This is a genomic window from Viscerimonas tarda (genome assembly GCF_054601255.1).
Window position 1 is genome coordinate 184,064 of the sequence record NZ_BAAHWV010000001.1, and the last position, 16,879, is coordinate 200,942.

General features: G+C 44.0%; 15 protein-coding genes and 1 pseudogene. 3 read left to right on the forward strand and 13 right to left on the reverse strand.

The features are described from left to right. Positions 1-5 precede the first annotated feature (5 nt). The 3 genes from ACYPWY_RS00835 to ACYPWY_RS00845 form a co-directional block, all read right to left on the reverse strand. The gene (locus tag ACYPWY_RS00835) at positions 6-851 is read right to left on the reverse strand and encodes a bifunctional metallophosphatase/5'-nucleotidase (protein WP_459683392.1); all 846 of its coding nucleotides are present in this window, start codon (positions 849-851) and stop codon (positions 6-8) included. Positions 852-872: 21 nt separating this feature from the next. Then, positions 873-1,640, reverse strand: a complete 768-nt coding sequence (locus ACYPWY_RS00840; RefSeq protein ID WP_459683393.1) for a 5'-nucleotidase C-terminal domain-containing protein — start codon at positions 1,638-1,640, stop codon at positions 873-875. An 86-nt stretch (positions 1,641-1,726) separates the two neighbouring features. Beyond that, complete coding sequence (locus ACYPWY_RS00845; RefSeq protein WP_459683395.1) at positions 1,727-1,969, reverse strand: helix-turn-helix domain-containing protein; 243 nt, start codon at positions 1,967-1,969, stop codon at positions 1,727-1,729. A 261-nt stretch (positions 1,970-2,230) separates the two neighbouring features. Between ACYPWY_RS00845 and rplS the strand changes: the two genes are divergently transcribed. Beyond that, positions 2,231-2,590, forward strand: coding sequence for a 50S ribosomal protein L19 (rplS, locus tag ACYPWY_RS00850; protein ID WP_459683397.1), 360 nt, complete (start codon positions 2,231-2,233; stop codon positions 2,588-2,590). 161 nt (positions 2,591-2,751) lie between these two features. On the opposite strand, the gene ACYPWY_RS00855 is transcribed toward rplS, so the two are convergent. Both ACYPWY_RS00855 and ACYPWY_RS00860 read right to left on the reverse strand, forming a co-directional pair. Then, positions 2,752-3,465 (reverse strand): DUF554 domain-containing protein, encoded by a 714-nt coding sequence (locus ACYPWY_RS00855; protein WP_459683398.1) that lies wholly within the window; start codon positions 3,463-3,465, stop codon positions 2,752-2,754. Between the two features lie 112 nt (positions 3,466-3,577). Beyond that, entirely contained in the window at positions 3,578-4,120 is a 543-nt protein-coding gene (locus ACYPWY_RS00860; RefSeq protein WP_459683399.1) for a DUF3332 domain-containing protein, read from the reverse strand. A gap of 113 nt (positions 4,121-4,233) precedes the next feature. Between ACYPWY_RS00860 and pepE the strand changes: the two genes are divergently transcribed. After that, positions 4,234-4,944: a dipeptidase PepE gene (gene pepE / locus ACYPWY_RS00865; protein ID WP_459683401.1), complete on the forward strand. Its 711-nt coding sequence runs from the start codon at positions 4,234-4,236 to the stop codon at positions 4,942-4,944. A gap of 165 nt (positions 4,945-5,109) precedes the next feature. Here the strand turns inward: pepE and ACYPWY_RS00870 are convergent, their stop codons facing one another. The 6 genes and pseudogenes from ACYPWY_RS00870 to ACYPWY_RS00895 all read right to left on the reverse strand — a co-directional run. Further along, on the reverse strand, positions 5,110-5,268 hold the full coding sequence (locus ACYPWY_RS00870) for a DUF3791 domain-containing protein (protein WP_459683403.1): 159 nt from the start codon (positions 5,266-5,268) through the stop codon (positions 5,110-5,112). Between the two features lie 584 nt (positions 5,269-5,852). Further along, entirely contained in the window at positions 5,853-8,012 is a 2,160-nt protein-coding gene (locus tag ACYPWY_RS00875) for an elongation factor G (RefSeq protein ID WP_459683404.1), read from the reverse strand. A gap of 32 nt (positions 8,013-8,044) precedes the next feature. Then, the gene (locus tag ACYPWY_RS00880; RefSeq protein WP_459683405.1) at positions 8,045-9,379 is read right to left on the reverse strand and encodes a DUF4026 domain-containing protein; all 1,335 of its coding nucleotides are present in this window, start codon (positions 9,377-9,379) and stop codon (positions 8,045-8,047) included. A 64-nt stretch (positions 9,380-9,443) separates the two neighbouring features. Then, entirely contained in the window at positions 9,444-10,754 is a 1,311-nt protein-coding gene (locus ACYPWY_RS00885) for a YihY/virulence factor BrkB family protein (RefSeq protein WP_459683407.1), read from the reverse strand. Between the two features lie 778 nt (positions 10,755-11,532). Then, a complete protein-coding gene (locus tag ACYPWY_RS00890) occupies positions 11,533-13,425 on the reverse strand; it encodes an MGH1-like glycoside hydrolase domain-containing protein (RefSeq protein ID WP_459683409.1) in 1,893 nt (630 codons plus the stop codon). 455 nt (positions 13,426-13,880) lie between these two features. Further along, positions 13,881-15,065: pseudogene (locus ACYPWY_RS00895) on the reverse strand (glycoside hydrolase family 88 protein); the annotation flags it as partial. A gap of 2 nt (positions 15,066-15,067) precedes the next feature. Here ACYPWY_RS00895 and ACYPWY_RS00900 point away from each other — a divergent pair. Then, complete coding sequence (locus tag ACYPWY_RS00900; RefSeq protein WP_459683411.1) at positions 15,068-15,235, forward strand: hypothetical protein; 168 nt, start codon at positions 15,068-15,070, stop codon at positions 15,233-15,235. 183 nt (positions 15,236-15,418) lie between these two features. Here ACYPWY_RS00900 and ACYPWY_RS00905 read toward each other — a convergent pair whose 3' ends face one another. Then, positions 15,419-16,555, reverse strand: coding sequence for a hypothetical protein (locus tag ACYPWY_RS00905; protein WP_459683412.1), 1,137 nt, complete (start codon positions 16,553-16,555; stop codon positions 15,419-15,421). A gap of 5 nt (positions 16,556-16,560) precedes the next feature. Continuing rightward, positions 16,561-16,734, reverse strand: a complete 174-nt coding sequence (locus ACYPWY_RS00910) for a hypothetical protein (RefSeq protein ID WP_459683414.1) — start codon at positions 16,732-16,734, stop codon at positions 16,561-16,563. Positions 16,735-16,879 lie beyond the last annotated feature (145 nt).

Here is a 16,879-nt window from a genome sequence, read left to right on the forward strand (position 1 = left end):
GTGGTTTATTTGAGTTTCTCTAATTCAACCTCTATTTTACCGATATAAGAACCGCTTTTCCCCAATTGGAATATCAGGACATCTTTTCCGGCCTTGTTTTTCCGTATGTCGGGTTGTTCCATATAGGTGTGCGAATGTCCGCCGATTATCAGATCGACATTGCTTGTTTGTGTGGCAAGTGTTATATCGTTCGGAACGCCTTCCGCAGAAGTGTATCCGATGTGCGAGATGCAAATTATGAGGTCGCATTTGTCTTTTTTCCGCAACTTATCGGCACAGGTGTTCACCGAACTGATGATAGGTTTGAAAACCATCCCTGTGTACTTGTTTTGCTGTATCAGCCCTTCGGGGTCGGGGCCAACGCCAATAATGCCAATCTTTAATCCGAAACGATTCATAATCAGGTAGGGCTTAACGAGGCCTTTCAAGGGAGTTTGAGAGAAATCGTAATTACAGCAAACGATTGGGCGCTGCAACCGCTTGATGATGCTCTTCAAGGTATCCAGTCCGTAATCGAACTCATGATTGCCCAAGGTTCCCGCATCGTATTTCATCAGGTTCATCGCCTCGGTTTCTACCTTTCCTTTGAACAGGTTAAAGTAGGGAGTTCCCTGCACAATGTCGCCCGCATCAACCAGCAGCACGTTTTCTTCCACCTGCCTTATGCTGTCGATAATGGCTTCGCGATTCACTACGCCGGCCCAGTTGGGATAGAGTTTATCGCTTGCCGGTAATGGTTCGATGCGGCTGTGCGTATCGTTTGTGTGGAGGATGACCACCTTTTTTGTTTGAGCGCCCAATCCCGGCGAAATGCACAGGATGAGGATAAAAGCTATATATCTGATTTTCATTTTCTTCCGGTTTTTTGAGGGTTATTCAACAGTTATTCTTCCATCCAGTTTCGAGGAAATAATTTTTCCTTTCGCTGTTTGCTCCTTGACGTAGTTCATCATATAATCCCGCAAGATAATGCCGGGATCCTTGACCGAAACGGCATTTTTCAACGCATCCATGCCATCGTTGCCTTCTGCCAAGTAATCCAAGGTAACAATTGTATATATCTTTTCGTTATCGACGGGCTGTCCGTTTACTTTTGCATCAACAAGCTCTCCGTCTTTGATGACGAGTTTTGCCGTTGACGAAATCCCCGCCCCGCCCAGTTTGGCATACGACCTGAATACCTCCGTCAGGTCGCTGCCTTTGAGTTTCAACACCACCAAAGTGTTATCGAAAGAATAGATTTCAAAGATATTTCCCACCGTAATGTCTCCTTCCGGCATCGAGGCGCGGTGTCCATCCACATTCATAAGGACTAAATCAATTTTTCCTCCCGCCAGGCTTTCGTCCAATTGCAGGATAACATCGGAAGTCAAATTCGTCAACAAACTTTCGGGGCGGCCAAAAGGCATATTCTGCGCCGACCGGCCTATCACCTGTGTCATTTCCCTGTCGAGCTGCTGCTTGTATTTGTCAACAAAGGCAAGCATCTCAGCATCAGGATTTTTTGCAGTCAGAACCGGAATACGTTCCCCCCTGAGAGAACTTACCGCGTATTGTTGTTTGGCTCCGCACGAAAAGAGAACAGCAACAAGAAAAACACAGACCAATTGTTTTTGTATAAGAAATTTCTTTTTGAACATATTTGAAAACGGTTTAGAATTTTTCAAAGTTAATGCATTTATGAAAACGATAAACGAAAACCGGGGGTGTGAAAAGTGAAAAATGATTAACTGGCTTTGCCAATGTGAATAGTGTTGAAATAAATTTGAGTTAAAAAATCAAATACAGACATATCACATGCTTTCGCAATTTTCTCAATATTTGCGATAGAAACATTTCGGCGACCTTGTTCAATACTCGCAATATAAGTCCTGTCAAGTTCGCACTCAAAAGAAAATTTCTCTTGACTTAGTCCTTTGGCTGTGCGTAATTCACGCAACCTTTTACCTATTTTTTCTTTGATATTCATAAGAATTTTAAAAATACGAAACTACTACATTGTAGATTTTCATACAACGGATTATAAGTGTAGTTTTATCAGATTGGATTTAAAATCGGCCATGGCCTTGTCCAGCCGGATTAGTTTAATCAGCATTTGCCCCCACATTATTTCCCTCTCCCTATTGCCAATAAAAATAATTATTCATACATTTGTGCCCGCTTTACGTAATCTCTGACAGGGCGGTCCTGTGTATATTGCGTGAATTTACACCAAAAGCTATTAGTAGTCATGGATTTAATTAAAGTTGCAGAACAAGCGTTTGCCACAGGAAAAGAACATCCGAAGTTCAAAAGCGGTGATACCGTAACGGTAGCATACCGCATCAAAGAAGGAAACAAAGAACGTATTCAGCAGTACCGCGGTGTGGTAATCAAAATCGCCGGACATGCAGAGAAAAAACGTTTCACCGTCCGTAAAATGTCTGACAGTATTGGCGTAGAAAGGATTTTCCCGTTGGATTCTCCGTTTATCGACAGCATTACTGTAAACAAGGTAGGTAAAGTGCGTAGAGCCAAATTGTACTATTTGCGTGCGCTTACCGGTAAAAAAGCAAGAATTAAAGAAAAGAGAGTTATCACAAAGGCTTAATTTTTTCTTCAAGCAAAATAAAAAAGCGCTTCAGGGTTCTGAAGCGCTTTTTTATTTTTTTTGGCAAGGCAAACGCATGAAATTAGGTTGTAAAAATTTGCGTTATCAATGGAAAAAAACAGGCACAAATAAATTACCAATCCCACACAAGAGGCCAATTCTCAGGAGAAAAAATACGAAAGGATAACAACGATAACCAGCGAGGGCAACATATTGATTACGCTGATTTCTTTTATTTTGAGGATGCTGATTCCCAGGCCTATCAACAAGATTCCGCCGACGGCAGTCATGTCGTCTCTCATTGGTTCGCTCATGTAGCGCATAATGAAGGTGGCGAACAATGTCAACCCTCCCTGATAAACGAGTAGGGGAATGGAAGAAAATGCGATGCAAATGCCAAAAGAGGAGGCCAAGGCGATGGACGATATGCCATCCATAATAGATTTGGTAAACAAGAGATTAGGGGTTTCGCCCATTCCATCTTCTATCGACCCCAATATCGACATGGAACCGACGCAAAAGAGCATGGTTGCAGTAATAAGTCCTTCCGTAAAGCGGCTCGACGAATCGGCAGCATCTTTATCTTCGCCCGAAACAGCATTTTTGGCGTATTTACGGTGCAGGGTTTCCGAAAATTTGTGCAGGTGTTTTTCTATGCCGATGGCTTGCCCGATTATTGCTCCCAGCACAACGCTCACCACCATAAGAATCATATTCCCCGATTGTAGCGACATGCTGATGCCTATTACCATGGTAAACAGGCCAATACCCTGAAAAACGATATTGATCATCTTCTGCGGCAATCGCGAATGAATCAACATCCCGACTGCACTTCCGGCAATAACAGCTCCGGTATTTACCAATGTTCCAATCATACGTGTTGATTGTGAAAATAAAAGCCTCCCCTACACTCCCAACAATTAGCTATGAAAACAAAAATAATTTTAAAAGTAGAAGCTTGAGAGAGGCTCTTTTTATTAATTGCAATTATTTTGCTGCAAAATACGGAGAACTTACTGACTGGCGGAAAGCTAAAACGCCATTAGCCGAAAGTTCTACATTTTGTTCAACACCATTCACATACACGATAGCATTGTTGTCGCCAGTGAATTTGACAAGTTTTGTCGATTCGCTGTTTTCAACCAAACTCCACGAATTATCTGCTTTGTTGTAGATAAGCTCGGCATTTTCACCTTTTTCGTTTTTGATGCTATAACCGTTTTCAAGTGTTTCCACAGTATATACTCCGTTTTCACCCTGAACTGTTTTTACAATACCCGCTTCAACAGGATTGTCGCCTGTCCAAAACTCAATGGAGTTTAAAACAATTGCATCGGCAAATATCGTAATCTCATATACGGGAACAATGTGCAATGCGATGAAAACCACCTCATTTACAAACTTACTGTCAATAGTTTTATTCCAAGACAAAACCTTGTTTGTAAGGCCAAAAGAACCTATACAAGACGATAACAAAATACTGCCCGACATAATTGCTGCAGCCGAAACAAATAGAAATCTTTTTTTCATAAGTTTTACTTTTAAATTAATAATAATGCTACTACTGCAAAAGTAGTTTTTTATGAACAATATTCCACTAAAACAAGCGAAAATTTTTACCTTTGCTATAAACATATTACTAAATGAGTCATTTACTGTTGTTAAGCAATTCGACCAATGCCGGAGAGAAGTACCTGGATTACCTCAAACATATCATCGGCGAGTTTCTGGGCGAAAAACCGCTTCATGCCCTGTTTATCCCTTACGCAGCCATCACTTTCCCGTACGATGAATACGAAGAAAAGGTAAACGAGCGGCTGAATGAAATCGGCCACAGCGTTACGGGCATCCATCGTTACAAAGACCCAAAGAAGGCCATTGCCGAAGCCGAGGCTATCGTTATAGGCGGCGGCAACACCTGGAAGTTGACACGAATGCTGCACGAACTGGAGTTGATGCCGGCGATAAAAGCAAAAGTAGAATCGGGAACGCCGTACATAGGCTGGAGCGCCGGTTCAAATGTCGCCTGTCCTACGCTGCGCACCACCAACGACATGCCGGTTACCGACCCGCTTGGCTTCGATACTATCGGATTGATTCCGTTTCAGATAAATCCCCACTACACCGATGCTCATCCCGCCAATCATGGAGGAGAGACCCGCGAAATGAGAATAGCCGAATTTATTATCGAAAACAAAGACACGTATGTAGTCGGCCTGCGCGAAGGAACCACCCTGCATCTCAAAAACAACAAGCTGGAATTAATAGGCATCCACAGCGCCCGGATATTCAAATACGGCGAAGAAACAAGGGAATTAGGTTCCGGCGATAATTTCGATTTTTTGTTGAGATAGCGGATTAGGGCCATCTCCTTTCGGATTTATAATCAGAATACTCCAATCTGCTAGATTACAAATCCGAAAGGAGATGATAAACTCTCATTATCGGTAACCTCCATTACTACGGCACACCTTGTATATATCACGCACAGCCCAGAATGGATTGTCGGTATGCAATGCCTACCAACACTCGTTCAGGTAGTCCATTCCGCCGTATTTTTTAAGATAAAAGTAAGCGTCCTGAATATTCATTTTGTATGCACTTGCAAATTCGGGTATGATAAAGGTAATGAAGCTTCCCTTGTCGCTTGTTTCCTTGTCTAATACTTTCGTTTCCATGCTGTTCCAAAGTTAGCATTTTTATTACATCTTCCAAAATCCGCTAATAGTTAGGGAACCCTGTGTCCTTGTTAGCATAAGAATAGCTCACCAGCAAAACCTTGTGTTTAGGCACAATCTAAACAGAAAGAATTTTATTCTCCCCCCTACGCTCCGCACAATGATGGTACATTAGATTTTGAAAGCCCGTTTCCCCTGTTCCGTTAGGAACGGGAGAAACATGACTTACGGATTGACAGCCAATTTTCCCTGCCAAGTTCCGCAGGGGTTTACGACAATTGTCCGTAGGACATCCATATCAATAGAAAAATAGCATTCCAATTAGCCATTTTCCCCGTAGGGGATACACGAAAAATCGGTGAATGTCCTACGGACAATCTGTGCATGGGGGAGATTGTTTTCTATTGATATGTAAGCCCGATGGGCTATGATTTTGAGGGTTAAACACAGGGTTTTGCTGGTGAGCCCTAAAAAGTCGAATTAGCACGCGAAATACACAGAAAATACGGGGAAATAATCCGTGTTTATCCGTTCATTCTATGTATTCCGTGTGCTTTTCTTACTTATAAGACTAATAATACGAATTAATCTTCGTCTTTCTGACTGGCTTCGTATTCTTTCAGCAATTTATCCTGAGCATCGGACGGAACGAGTTCGTAGCTGGCAAATTTCATGGTGAAAGAGGCGCGTCCGCCTGTCAGTGAGCTTAATGCAACCGAATAGTTCGACATTTCTTTCAACGGAACTTTCGCATTCAATATTTCGATGCCTCTGTCGCTTTCCATACCCATAATCATGGCTCTGCGGGTTTGCAAATCGCTCATCACATCGCCCATTTTGTCGGATGGAACGAATACGGCAACATCGTAAACAGGTTCAAGAATCTTGGGGCCTGCTTCTTTAAATGCCGTACTGAAGGCATATCGTCCGGCCAACATAAACGAGATTTCGTTTGAGTCCACCGGATGCATCTTGCCGTCATACACAATAACGCGCACATCGCGGGCATACGAGCCTGTCAACGGGCCTTGTTCGAGCCGCGACATGATTCCCTTGAGGATGGCCGGCAGGAAGCGTGCGTCTATTGAGCCCCCGACAATACTGTTTACAAATACCAACTTGCCGCCCCATTCCAGCTCGTAGGTTTGCACATCGCGCGATTGTACTTTTATTTCGGCGCTGCCGAACCGATATATTTCGGGAACCGGCGAGCCTTCGTAATAAGGTTCTACTATTAAATGCACTTCCCCAAATTGTCCGGCGCCTCCCGATTGTTTTTTGTGCCTGTAATCGGCTCGGGCCACTTTTGTAATGGTTTCGCGATACGGTATTTTCGGTTCGGAATATACGATGTTGATTTTGTCGTTATTCTCGATTCTCCATTTCAATGTTTTCAGATGGAATTCGCCTTGTCCCGATAGAATCATTTGTTTCAACTCCTTGGAGTTCTCGATCAGCCAGGTCGGGTCTTCTTCGTGCATACGTTGCAGCGCTTCGCTCAGTTTTTCTACGTCTTTTTCGTTTTCGGTTTTTATGGCTCGGCGATATTTGGGGTCGGGGTATTTTATAAAGTCGAATTTGTTGTCAACGCCTTTTCCGTTGAGGGTATTCCCTGTGCGTACGTCTTTCAGTTTCACCGCTGCGCCGATGTCTCCTGCTACAAATTCGTCAATTTTTGTGCGTTGCTGGCCGGCAACCGAGAACAATTGTCCCAGTCGTTCTTTCGAGCCTCTGTCGGCATTCAGCAAATCGTCTCCTTCGCGCACTTTTCCGCTCATTACCTTGAAGTATGAAACTTCCCCAACATGAGGCTCAACGGTTGTTTTAAAGAAGAATAAACTGGTTGGGCCATCGGTATTCGGATTAACAGCTTCGCCATCGGTGTTTACCGGCGCAGGCAAATCCCTTACATAAGGAACAACATTGCCTAAAAATTCCATTGTTCGGCGCACGCACATATCGCGTTCGGCGCACACGCAGAAAATAGGGAAAATATCGCGTTTCACTAGCCCCCAACGAATACCCATACGCATTTCGTCTTCGGTAAGTGTTCCCTGATCGAAGTATTTTTCCATCAGCGATTCTTCGTTTTCGGCAGCGGCTTCTACTAATTTTTGATGCAAATCGGCTGCTTTTTCTTTTTCTTCGTCGGGAATTTCCAACACATCAGGTACTCCGCCTTCGGGTTTCCAGCGATACATTTTGTTGGTCAAAACGTCCACAACGGCATTGAAACTGTCGCCTGTGCTCACAGGATACTGCACCAGAACGGCTTTGCTGCCGTAATCGGATTGTAACTGAGATACCACATTGTCGAAATCGGCTTTCTCGTGATCCAACTGATTAACGATGAAGATGACAGGCTTACCCAATTTCTGGGTATATCGGAGTTGATTAACTGTGGCAACTTCCAAGCCATATTGAGCGTTGATAACCATCAGCGCCGTATCGGTTACGTTAAGCGCTGTAACAACATTTCCGACAAAATCGTCTGAACCCGGACAATCAATAAAATTGAGTTTGCGGTTCATCCATTCCACCGAAACAATACTCGAAAATACAGAGTAACCATACTCCTTTTCAACAGGAAAATAATCCGAAACGGTGTTGCCCGCTTTGATGCTTCCTCTACGTTTTATCACCCCACTCTCAAAAAGCATTGCTTCTGTAAGAGTGGTTTTCCCAGATCCGGAACTTCCAAGAATCGCTATGTTCTTGATTTCATTTGTTTGATAAATTTTCATGGCACAATGGTTTTATATAGTTAACATTCTTGTTATGAGTATCCTAACTGATAGATAGAATCGGTGGTATAGGAATGCCCTTCCGGCGAATAAATAATCCAGTCGGTCAGCAGTTCGAGCGGGTATTTCCGTATATCTCCTTCGTTCAACGACGAAATCCAGTAGGGCTGGTTCAACAATTTCCCTTCAATGCTATTCTCTTCCAACGAAACAATCTCGAACCAAAGGTGTTCTTTTTCGGTCTCGGCTGACGAATTATCGACTGTTAGCCCCAGTTTCACCAAAAAACTCCAGGCGGCTTCGTTTTCTTCTTTTTTGCCGAACAGTTTCTTAATCAACGATTTTTTCTCTTTCGGCGCATGTTTTTCATACACATCCAGCAAGAAAGGGAAGCGTTCTTTGGCCAGGGCGCTCATCCGCCGGGTTTCTTCGTTCGAAATATAATAAATCGGATTATTGGAGAGGGTGGAGGCGTAAATCTGAGGCGACACCAGGTTGTTTTCTTCAACGGCAAATAGCACACCCGATGGTTCGGCGTGTATATTGTCGTCGCCTTCGCGGTCTTCTTTGCCGCCAAGCGCTGTTTCGGACAGGTCTTTTACGGCCTCTTCCCAACGTAACCACGACAGGTTGATTCCCAGTCCGTCGTAGCCGATTTGGAATTTTTCTTTTTCTTTGGCCGGATCGTTCAGGAATTTCTTGACAACCATCATCACCAGGTCGTTCATTTGCTGGGCGCCATCCGTAACGTCCACTATTTCGAGTTCTATTACTCCACAGCGCAACAGCCCGTGGGTGTGGAACCAGTATTTTGTTTCGCCATCAACCTCATTGTACACCGCATGAAGGGTGTACAGGTAATCGGGAGAAGGAGGCGTGGGCGATTTGGCTGTCATCTTCAACCAATGAGCCGATAGCAATCTGAAGGACTGAAAATCGACTGCAAGGCTGGCATCCGGCACAATGGCATTCATCATCTTCAGCTGAAGGTGGAAAGAACTCAGCGGATCGCTCCCGAAAAACAGGGTCGTTTCCAAAAAATGCGATTGCTTGCCGGCATTGTCGAAATCGGTTTTCTCAATTTGATTTCCGAAGCCGTAATCCTCCAAACCAATTTGAGAGGTGGGTACAATATACAAATCAATGGAATACTCTTCTTCCAGATATTCAATTTCGGCAGTATAGGCAGCCTCTTCATCTTCTTGGGCTGAAAAAGACAGCAACTTGAAATCGCGATTTTCGGCTAAGGAAGCCCTGATAGAGGCCTCGGTAAATTTAAAATCTTTACCGCCAGGGATGATTCCCATAGTTGAAGGAATACCGACTTCCCCCTCGGCAAGAATGTCATATTTTTCGCTATTTTCCATTATTTTCTGTATTTTCTCAAAAATAATGAAAGTTTACAAATTACAGTACGATTCGGCGAGGAATTTACAAATCTTTTAGTAAAATATTTTCTGAGGCATTCAACGACCGCAAATTTTTGATGACTTTCCACTCATCAAGGAACAGCTTATCTTTGTCTGTCAGAAAATCTTCGGAGCCATGACCGTCGATTTTTTCAAACAAATAATTCACGGTTATTTTGTTGATGTCGATGGCCGGAATGTAGGCAAAAACGCCATCTTCTTTGGCCGGTGTTTTGGCAATTATCCCCGATTGGCTGAGGAAGAACAAAATATCGCTGGTTAGTTGTGTAGGCATTTTGTAATTGTTCGACAGTTCGTCGGCGGTATAGGGCTTGTCTCCTTCTTCGAAACGTTTTACGATGAGGGTAGCTATAAGCAGAATGAAGAAATCCTTGTACCGGCGGCTGATTGTTTTCACCTCTTTCTCGAAGTTGAACTTCTTGATGTTTTGGTTGGCGAACGACAGCTCAACACCAATCAGACAGATAAACCACGACAGCTGCAACCACAACAGCAACAAAGGCAATATGGCAAAACTCCCGTAAATGGCATTGTACTTCGACAGCCATATCTGTCCGCTGATATAAATGACCTGAAAAACCTGAAAGGCAATACCCGCAAATACAGCCCCAAAAAGGGCGCTCCCGAATTTCACCTTCGTATTGGGGATAAACATATAAAACAGCGTGAACAGCAATATGGTGATGGCGTAGGGTATTACCTCGGCAACAGGGCTGATAAAAAACCCGATATAATCCAGTTTGAGCGAGGAATTTAAAAAGACGGTCAGTCCGGCATTGCAGATAAGGAAAATGGGCGAAATGATAAGAAAGGCAATGTAATCGGTGAATTGGCGGTAATAGGGACGACTTTCCTTCACCCGCCAGGTAATATTAAAATTGGCTTCGATGTTCGACATCAGAGAGATAACGGTATATAACAGCATGATAAGCCCCACCCCAAGGAATACCCCTCCGGAGGCATATTGCAAGGACTTATCGACAAACACCATCGCTTTTTCCAGTATTTCTCTTTGCCCCTCGAAATAGCTAAACAGTTCGCTCTTCACAATATTCTGAAACCCGAACCCGCCGGCTATGGCAAAAAGCACCGCCAGCATGGGAACAATAGAAAGCAGCGTGTTGTAAGTCAAGGCCCCGGCACGCGTATTCAGCTGGTAAACATTGATGTTGCGGTAAGTTAACACAAACGACTTTATCACATTGTACAAGCTCAACTTGGAAGTGCTGACACCCGCCTCATCGAACCGCCATATATCATAAGACAAAAAACGGACAAGGCGCTTTGTTTCATTTTTTATTCGGGTTATCATAGGCTTTTATTTTAGATTTTAATCAGTCCGAACTAACTGTCTAAGGAATAAACACTTTGTAGAATATTTGAGAATGGGAAGTAACGATTTGGCAACCGTGCGTATTTCAGCGATTTACGGTGCAATACTGTCAAATAACTCCCGGCGGCAAAGGTAGTAATTTCTTTGGGATTCCATGCGTATATTTCCCCTTTTTTATCCTTTAAATTTGAAGAAATCGAGAATATTTTGACCCCAAGTTCCTTGTCCAGCCGGATTTATAATCCGGCTGTCAGGTCTATAAGGATTTTCAATCCGATTAGCAAATGACTTTAGCCATATTCGATTGATTGTTAGCGTATTTCGGATTGCAAATCCTTATGCTCATTACGATTGGATTGCAAATCCAATCGGACGATAGGCAATGAGTTTGTTTAAATGTATGTCGCGTTCGATTTTCATATAGTTACTTTAATTTATTGCGTAAATACGCAATAAATTCGACTGTAAAGATACTGCTTTTTTGAAATAGACAATACTCAAAAAGAAAAACAGTGGTAAAACCGAAATTTTAATCCAGTCCGATTGGATTTATAATCCAACCGGGCAAGAGCATTAGGATTTCCAATCCGAAAAATACTCAAAACTAATAAATTAACCAACAAATCGGATTAAAAATCATTATATTCCTCACAGCCGGATTGCAAATCCGGCTGGACAAAAGCCCGCAATGACAGCTATTTCCTCGTCCTCCCCTCTCCAAGATGGAGAGGGGAGGACGAGGATGATTCTCCATTCCCTAAAACCCTTCCTCTATCAAGGCCAGGTAACTCAACAGGGCTCCCCAATGATAGAAGCGGTCGCTTCGCCGGTTATCGTCTCCTACACCTGATACCGGATTGTAGTTTTCAAACACATAACCGTCCGATAGCCAGCTTTTAAGCAATAGTTTCTTGGATTTTTCCGACAGTTCTTTCCTCACCTCCGGCAAATCGTAGTTGCAAAGGCCGAGATATACCAAGAAATTCAATGGCGCCCAGATGCGTCCCCGCCAATAATCGTTGTCCTTAAATGCCGGGTCGTTGCGTGGCGTTGATGGGATAATCCATTCTCCTCCAAATTCTTCGGGATTGAGGAGATGCTCATCCACCATTCGTTTTGCCTGTTGCTGCGTGGGAATGTTGGCCAGCAGCGGATAAAAATTGGTGGGCGATATTCTGTAATTCAGTTTTCCCGAATCGGTGTGGCGATTGTAGTAAAGGCCGTTTTTCTCATCCCACAATTCCGCCAGGTTTTTGCTGTATTGCTTGCTTCGCTGCTGCAATTCTTTTATATCTTTTGTCCGGTTAAGCTCCTTCGCTATTTTCGCCAGATAATTGCAATCCATTACGTACAGCGACGAGAGGCCAACATCGTTAATCAACAGCATGTGCCTTTTGTTGTCGAACGGAACGCCATCGTACATGTGCGTATTGTCCAAGCCCGATTCCAGCGAGGCGCCGTAGTGCTGATTGACTCCCGAACTTTCCCGGTTGAAGTAGGTTATTTTTTCGTAGGGATTGCTGCCCCAGCATAAAAGGCCGTTGATGTTCCGGTTTTTATCCCACCACCGGTTCCATTGCAGCAGTTTGTCGTAAACAAGTTCGAGCAGCCATTTGTCGTTATGCCGCTTGTACAAATCCCAGATAGCCAACGAACCCACCGGCGGTTGCGACCTGTCCCTCGATTTATAATCCATTGTAGCATAAAAGTTTGGAATAAATCCCGCTTCGGTTATCGAGTTGGTGATTTCAATGGCATTGGCATACGCTAACTCCTTATTGTCCTGCGACAGCATCATGGCCGCAAAATAAGTGTCCCAACAAAACAATACAAAACCTCCAAACCCCGGGTTTTGGCTCCAGCCCACATTCCAGTTGCGGCTGACGGGCGTTATTACCTTCCGTATCGAAGGGTCGTAGATATTGTCCCAAGCCAGCACGTTTTGCATGGCGTTGTAAAGCTCATATTCTTTCCCGTATTTTTGCCTGTTGGCCGAGACAAAAGCCGTTGCCTTGGAGTTAATATACTGTTCGGCCTCCGAAATGCTCATCTCCTTGCCGCAAGAGATAACGATGGGCTTATCGGCAGACATAAGGATTTCCTTTTCCGCCTGCTTGATAAAATCGCCATTCACAACAGCCGCTATTTTCAGGTTGAAACCGTGTGGCTCGAGTGAAAACTTATTTCCGTCGAGTACAATTTTATTTGCTCTCGACCACACTTCTTTGGGAACGACCGCCAAGCGTCCCCCCGGCTTGTTGCCCGGAAGAGGCGTTACAAGTATGGTATTGTTCAGTCCATCGGCAGCGCTTTGCACACGCAACTTATACCCCTCCCATTCGACTGAAATATCGGTATAACTGCCATCGTAGGTCCTTGCTCCCGGGCGGAGGGATGGGTGCCCCCCAATCCGGAATGTATTTACGCGTTTATTGTCTTCGCCAAGCACATTCAAATCAATTGCCGACCCGTAGGGGAGCAAAACATGGGTGAGGACACTGCGCGTATCCCAGGTATTCCAGCCTGTTGCCAGTTCTTTCTGGATTTTATCATACTTTTCGGCAGGAGAAACAACATTCTCCGCGAACATAAATGGTGAAACACCAACAATGAAAAAAAGAGTAACGATTAGTTTATTAGCTAGCTTCATATTTATATAATTAAGAGCCCCTTCAATCCCCCGCAGGGGGAGTTTTTAATTCCCCCTGCGGGGGATTGAGAGGGCTTGGTTCTATCAGCGCAAATATATGTAAAATAAAGAAATAAATAGAGATTTGATTTATTATTCTTTACAACTTCTCGCGTTTAATTGACTACCACTTTTCGCGTTTGCTGTCCCCAGGGTGTTTTAAGCACACAGATGTAATATCCGTCCATTCCCTTAACCGGTATGCTAAAATCGGATTGACTTTCGAGCAGGTAGTTGCTGCAAATGTTGTTTACCAATGCGCCTTTGCTATCGTAAATATCCAGGGAAATGCGTATTTGCCTGTCCGATTTCAGACTGATGCGCCATTCTTTGTTTACTACTTCGGAAGTAAACCCGACTTTGTCGCCAAACAGGTAGGCTTGTTCTATGGACGAATCATCCTGAGCAATATCGCCCAACTGATACACTTCGGCTGCTGCCAGAAGGAAACAGCCTATTCCGAAATCCTCAAAATCGGGCGTGCTGGTCAGCAACACCGGCTGTCCGTCTTCGGGGCAGGCGCCAGAGCCTTGCACATAGCCTAAGAAGCCGTCTTCGTGAATGGCGGAGCACAAGGCATTCCAGCCCTTAATCACGCAAGGCAGGTAGATTTCTTTGTACAACAGACCGGTATTGATTCCATACGCCATTCCTGCCACAAACAAGGCTGTGCCCGAGGTTTCGGGGCCGGGCGAACTGGCGCTTCCGGTATTGGTAGGAGCAGCCAGACTCACTCCCCAAAAACCGTCTTCCCGCTGGCAATTGAGCAAGGCTTTCGACATCTCGGTAAAATCGCTCACATATTGATCTCTGTGGATAACCGTATCGGGGGAATAGTACAGCGCCCTGGACAGCGCAACATATACCCAGCCGTTTCCCCTCGACCAGTAACACGGTTTATCGCGTTCTTTTTTGTCGGCATAAGGAGGGTCGTAGTTATAGTCCCGGTACCAAAGTCCGTCTGCTTCATTAAACAGGGGTAAGCCTCCGGATTTTGAGCTTCCGCCATGCTTGTTGCGGGCAAACATATACATTTCATACATCCGTTTGAAGTAGCGTTCGTCCTTTTCTATGGTTCCCAACTGCGCAAAAATCGGCATTGACATTTGGATGGCATCTATCCAGTACCAATCGTCTATGGTATTGGAAACCAGCATTTCATCAATCAGTTTCTTAATATGTGTTTTACGGACAGACTGGTCGGTCTTGAGCATATACATGTCGAGAAAGGCCTGTCCGCAGCATTGAAAGTCGGCATGGCGTTTGGCATTGTCGGCGGCTGTAATCCAGGAGTGAAAATTGCCCCAGTCTTCGGCATATTTCAGGATTTTTTCCTGTGGATACTGGCGATAAAGCGCCATCAAGCCTTCGTAATAAACGCCCCTTGTCCAGATTTTGCTGTTTCGTTCCTTTCCGCCGACATACGATTTGGCGCCAACATCAGGGTAAGTACGCATAAAGTAGTCGTTCACCAGCAAGGTAGAACGCAAGGTTTCGCTCTTACTAAGTTTTAAGAACCCGGCTCCCGACAAAGTTTGCGGCGAAAAGCCCACAACAAGGCAGGCAATAACGAGTGTAATTGATTTGATTGTTTTTTTCATGTGTGTTTCAATTAAAGTACTGGGACAAAGATAATAAAAAAAGAGCCACCCACCCCCGCAGGGGGGATTTTCATCAGGGAAAATGCATGAAGATTTTTAGCGCCGCTGTTACGAATGAGATTCCTCCCTTTGGTCGGAATGACTCGCCTATGGGTGGTTTAAGGGAGTAGGAAGCGGCGGCTTCGCCGCCGCTTCCTACTCCCCCTCTCTCAAAAAGGAGACCGTCATTCCGACCAAAGGGAGGAATCTCTGTTACGCCAAGTTAAGGCTTTCAGCCTTAGCCTGATGGCTTACTAAGTAAGGGATTGAAACAAAAACCTCCGGCAAGTTTCGCACTTGCCGGAGGTAATAATTTATTCTCCCAACGAATTTTTATATTCAATCAATTCGTTTATCAACAGGTCGGTCGTTCCATCCGGTTTTATTACCTTGTATTCGCCATTGTCGATATATATAAGGTATTTACGATCAATAATGGGGACGTAATCATCGCTGACAGCCGAGGAAGCGGAGTAATCTATACCAACATAAACCATATAAACCGGCAACTGTTTTTCAAAATATATCTCCGAGAGCGTTTTTGATACATTGGGGTCAATACTTTCGTACTCCTTTATTTCCCAGCCTTTTTCTTTGCGATACACCGAATTAATTGCCGCAACAAATGATTGGTTGTTGGCGGCATAAACTAAGGTTTCCTTTGCTTTAGGAGACAAAGAGCGCCGGATGTAATCGGCCGAAGAATCGGGACTAGAAGCAAGACGCTTGGCCGCATGGCGAGACAGCGTAAAAATCTCTATGGGTACGGTATTGAGATTGCGCACATCCTTTTCGCTCAACTTGGTATTGGCGGCGGAGCGCAATTTGCTATTGACCGTTTTATCCGGCAACAGATTTTTTAGCGCTTTCCTGCCATCCTCTTGCTTATACGACCAATACATGCTGCCGGAATATGGCTTGACCCTCTCGTTGGGGTTTTTACTCGCTTTAGCCCAACGGACTTCCAAAGTCCTTTTCTTCATACTATTGTTCATTATCCATTTTATCCGTACATTTTTAAAGAACTCGTAATGTTCCGGCGCCCATTTCGAGAGCGGATATTCATCTATTAGTTTCTTTACAGAACTAAAAAATACTGTATCTTCCAAAGATATACTTATGCCCTGATATACCATTGGACTTGCAGCATTTATGTCGGCATAATTAAGGCCGTCGCTTAAACACAACTCTAAAGAACCAATACGAGATCCGACAGAGGTATGTTGAAATGCTTTGATAGGCAGTTCCAAATCTTGGATAACATCGGCAATTGTTTTACCAATATAACAATCCCGCCTTGCCTCAAAGTTATATTCCAAGTAGGTAATAGTGTCATTCATAAGCGTGGCGTCGTTCTTGAAAAACTCAAACGGCTTATAAGGCAAATCGCACTGCGAATGACTTTGTACGGCAATTGCCGCAAATAGTAATGTTATTAATAGCTTTTTCATAATTATCAAGGGCATATTTTTGGTTCATATTGACTTCCGTTCTTTACGGTTTTTTGTTCCTTAAATCCGATAGACGTACTTTTCCTTTCCGATACAGTAATGCCGATATTGTATTTCGATAGAATATAGGCCAAGGCGTACGACTGGGCATCCCGGTTACTGTAGCCACTATTGGCCATTGCCTGCATCGCACTATTAGAAACTGTTTAAATTTATTATAATTATTTGATTTTCAGTTGATTAATTGGATATTATTTTGTATCTTTATGATTATCAACCAAATAATTATAAAGGATGAGCAAAACCAATTATCCAACTAACCTA

Coding starts and splice junctions, on each gene's coding strand:
- rplS (WP_459683397.1), top strand. CDS start 2,231: ATGGATTTAATTAAAGTTGCAGAACAAGCGTTTGCCACAGGAAAAGAA.
- ACYPWY_RS00910 (WP_459683414.1), bottom strand. CDS start 16,734: ATGGCCAATAGTGGCTACAGTAACCGGGATGCCCAGTCGTACGCCTTG.
- ACYPWY_RS00880 (WP_459683405.1), bottom strand. CDS start 9,379: ATGGAAAATAGCGAAAAATATGACATTCTTGCCGAGGGGGAAGTCGGT.
- ACYPWY_RS00885 (WP_459683407.1), bottom strand. CDS start 10,754: ATGATAACCCGAATAAAAAATGAAACAAAGCGCCTTGTCCGTTTTTTG.
- ACYPWY_RS00870 (WP_459683403.1), bottom strand. CDS start 5,268: ATGGAAACGAAAGTATTAGACAAGGAAACAAGCGACAAGGGAAGCTTC.
- ACYPWY_RS00890 (WP_459683409.1), bottom strand. CDS start 13,425: ATGAAGCTAGCTAATAAACTAATCGTTACTCTTTTTTTCATTGTTGGT.
- ACYPWY_RS00835 (WP_459683392.1), bottom strand. CDS start 851: ATGAAAATCAGATATATAGCTTTTATCCTCATCCTGTGCATTTCGCCG.
- ACYPWY_RS00875 (WP_459683404.1), bottom strand. CDS start 8,012: ATGAAAATTTATCAAACAAATGAAATCAAGAACATAGCGATTCTTGGA.
- ACYPWY_RS00840 (WP_459683393.1), bottom strand. CDS start 1,640: ATGTTCAAAAAGAAATTTCTTATACAAAAACAATTGGTCTGTGTTTTT.
- ACYPWY_RS00845 (WP_459683395.1), bottom strand. CDS start 1,969: ATGAATATCAAAGAAAAAATAGGTAAAAGGTTGCGTGAATTACGCACA.
- pepE (WP_459683401.1), top strand. CDS start 4,234: ATGAGTCATTTACTGTTGTTAAGCAATTCGACCAATGCCGGAGAGAAG.
- ACYPWY_RS00905 (WP_459683412.1), bottom strand. CDS start 16,555: ATGAAAAAGCTATTAATAACATTACTATTTGCGGCAATTGCCGTACAA.
- ACYPWY_RS00860 (WP_459683399.1), bottom strand. CDS start 4,120: ATGAAAAAAAGATTTCTATTTGTTTCGGCTGCAGCAATTATGTCGGGC.
- ACYPWY_RS00855 (WP_459683398.1), bottom strand. CDS start 3,465: ATGATTGGAACATTGGTAAATACCGGAGCTGTTATTGCCGGAAGTGCA.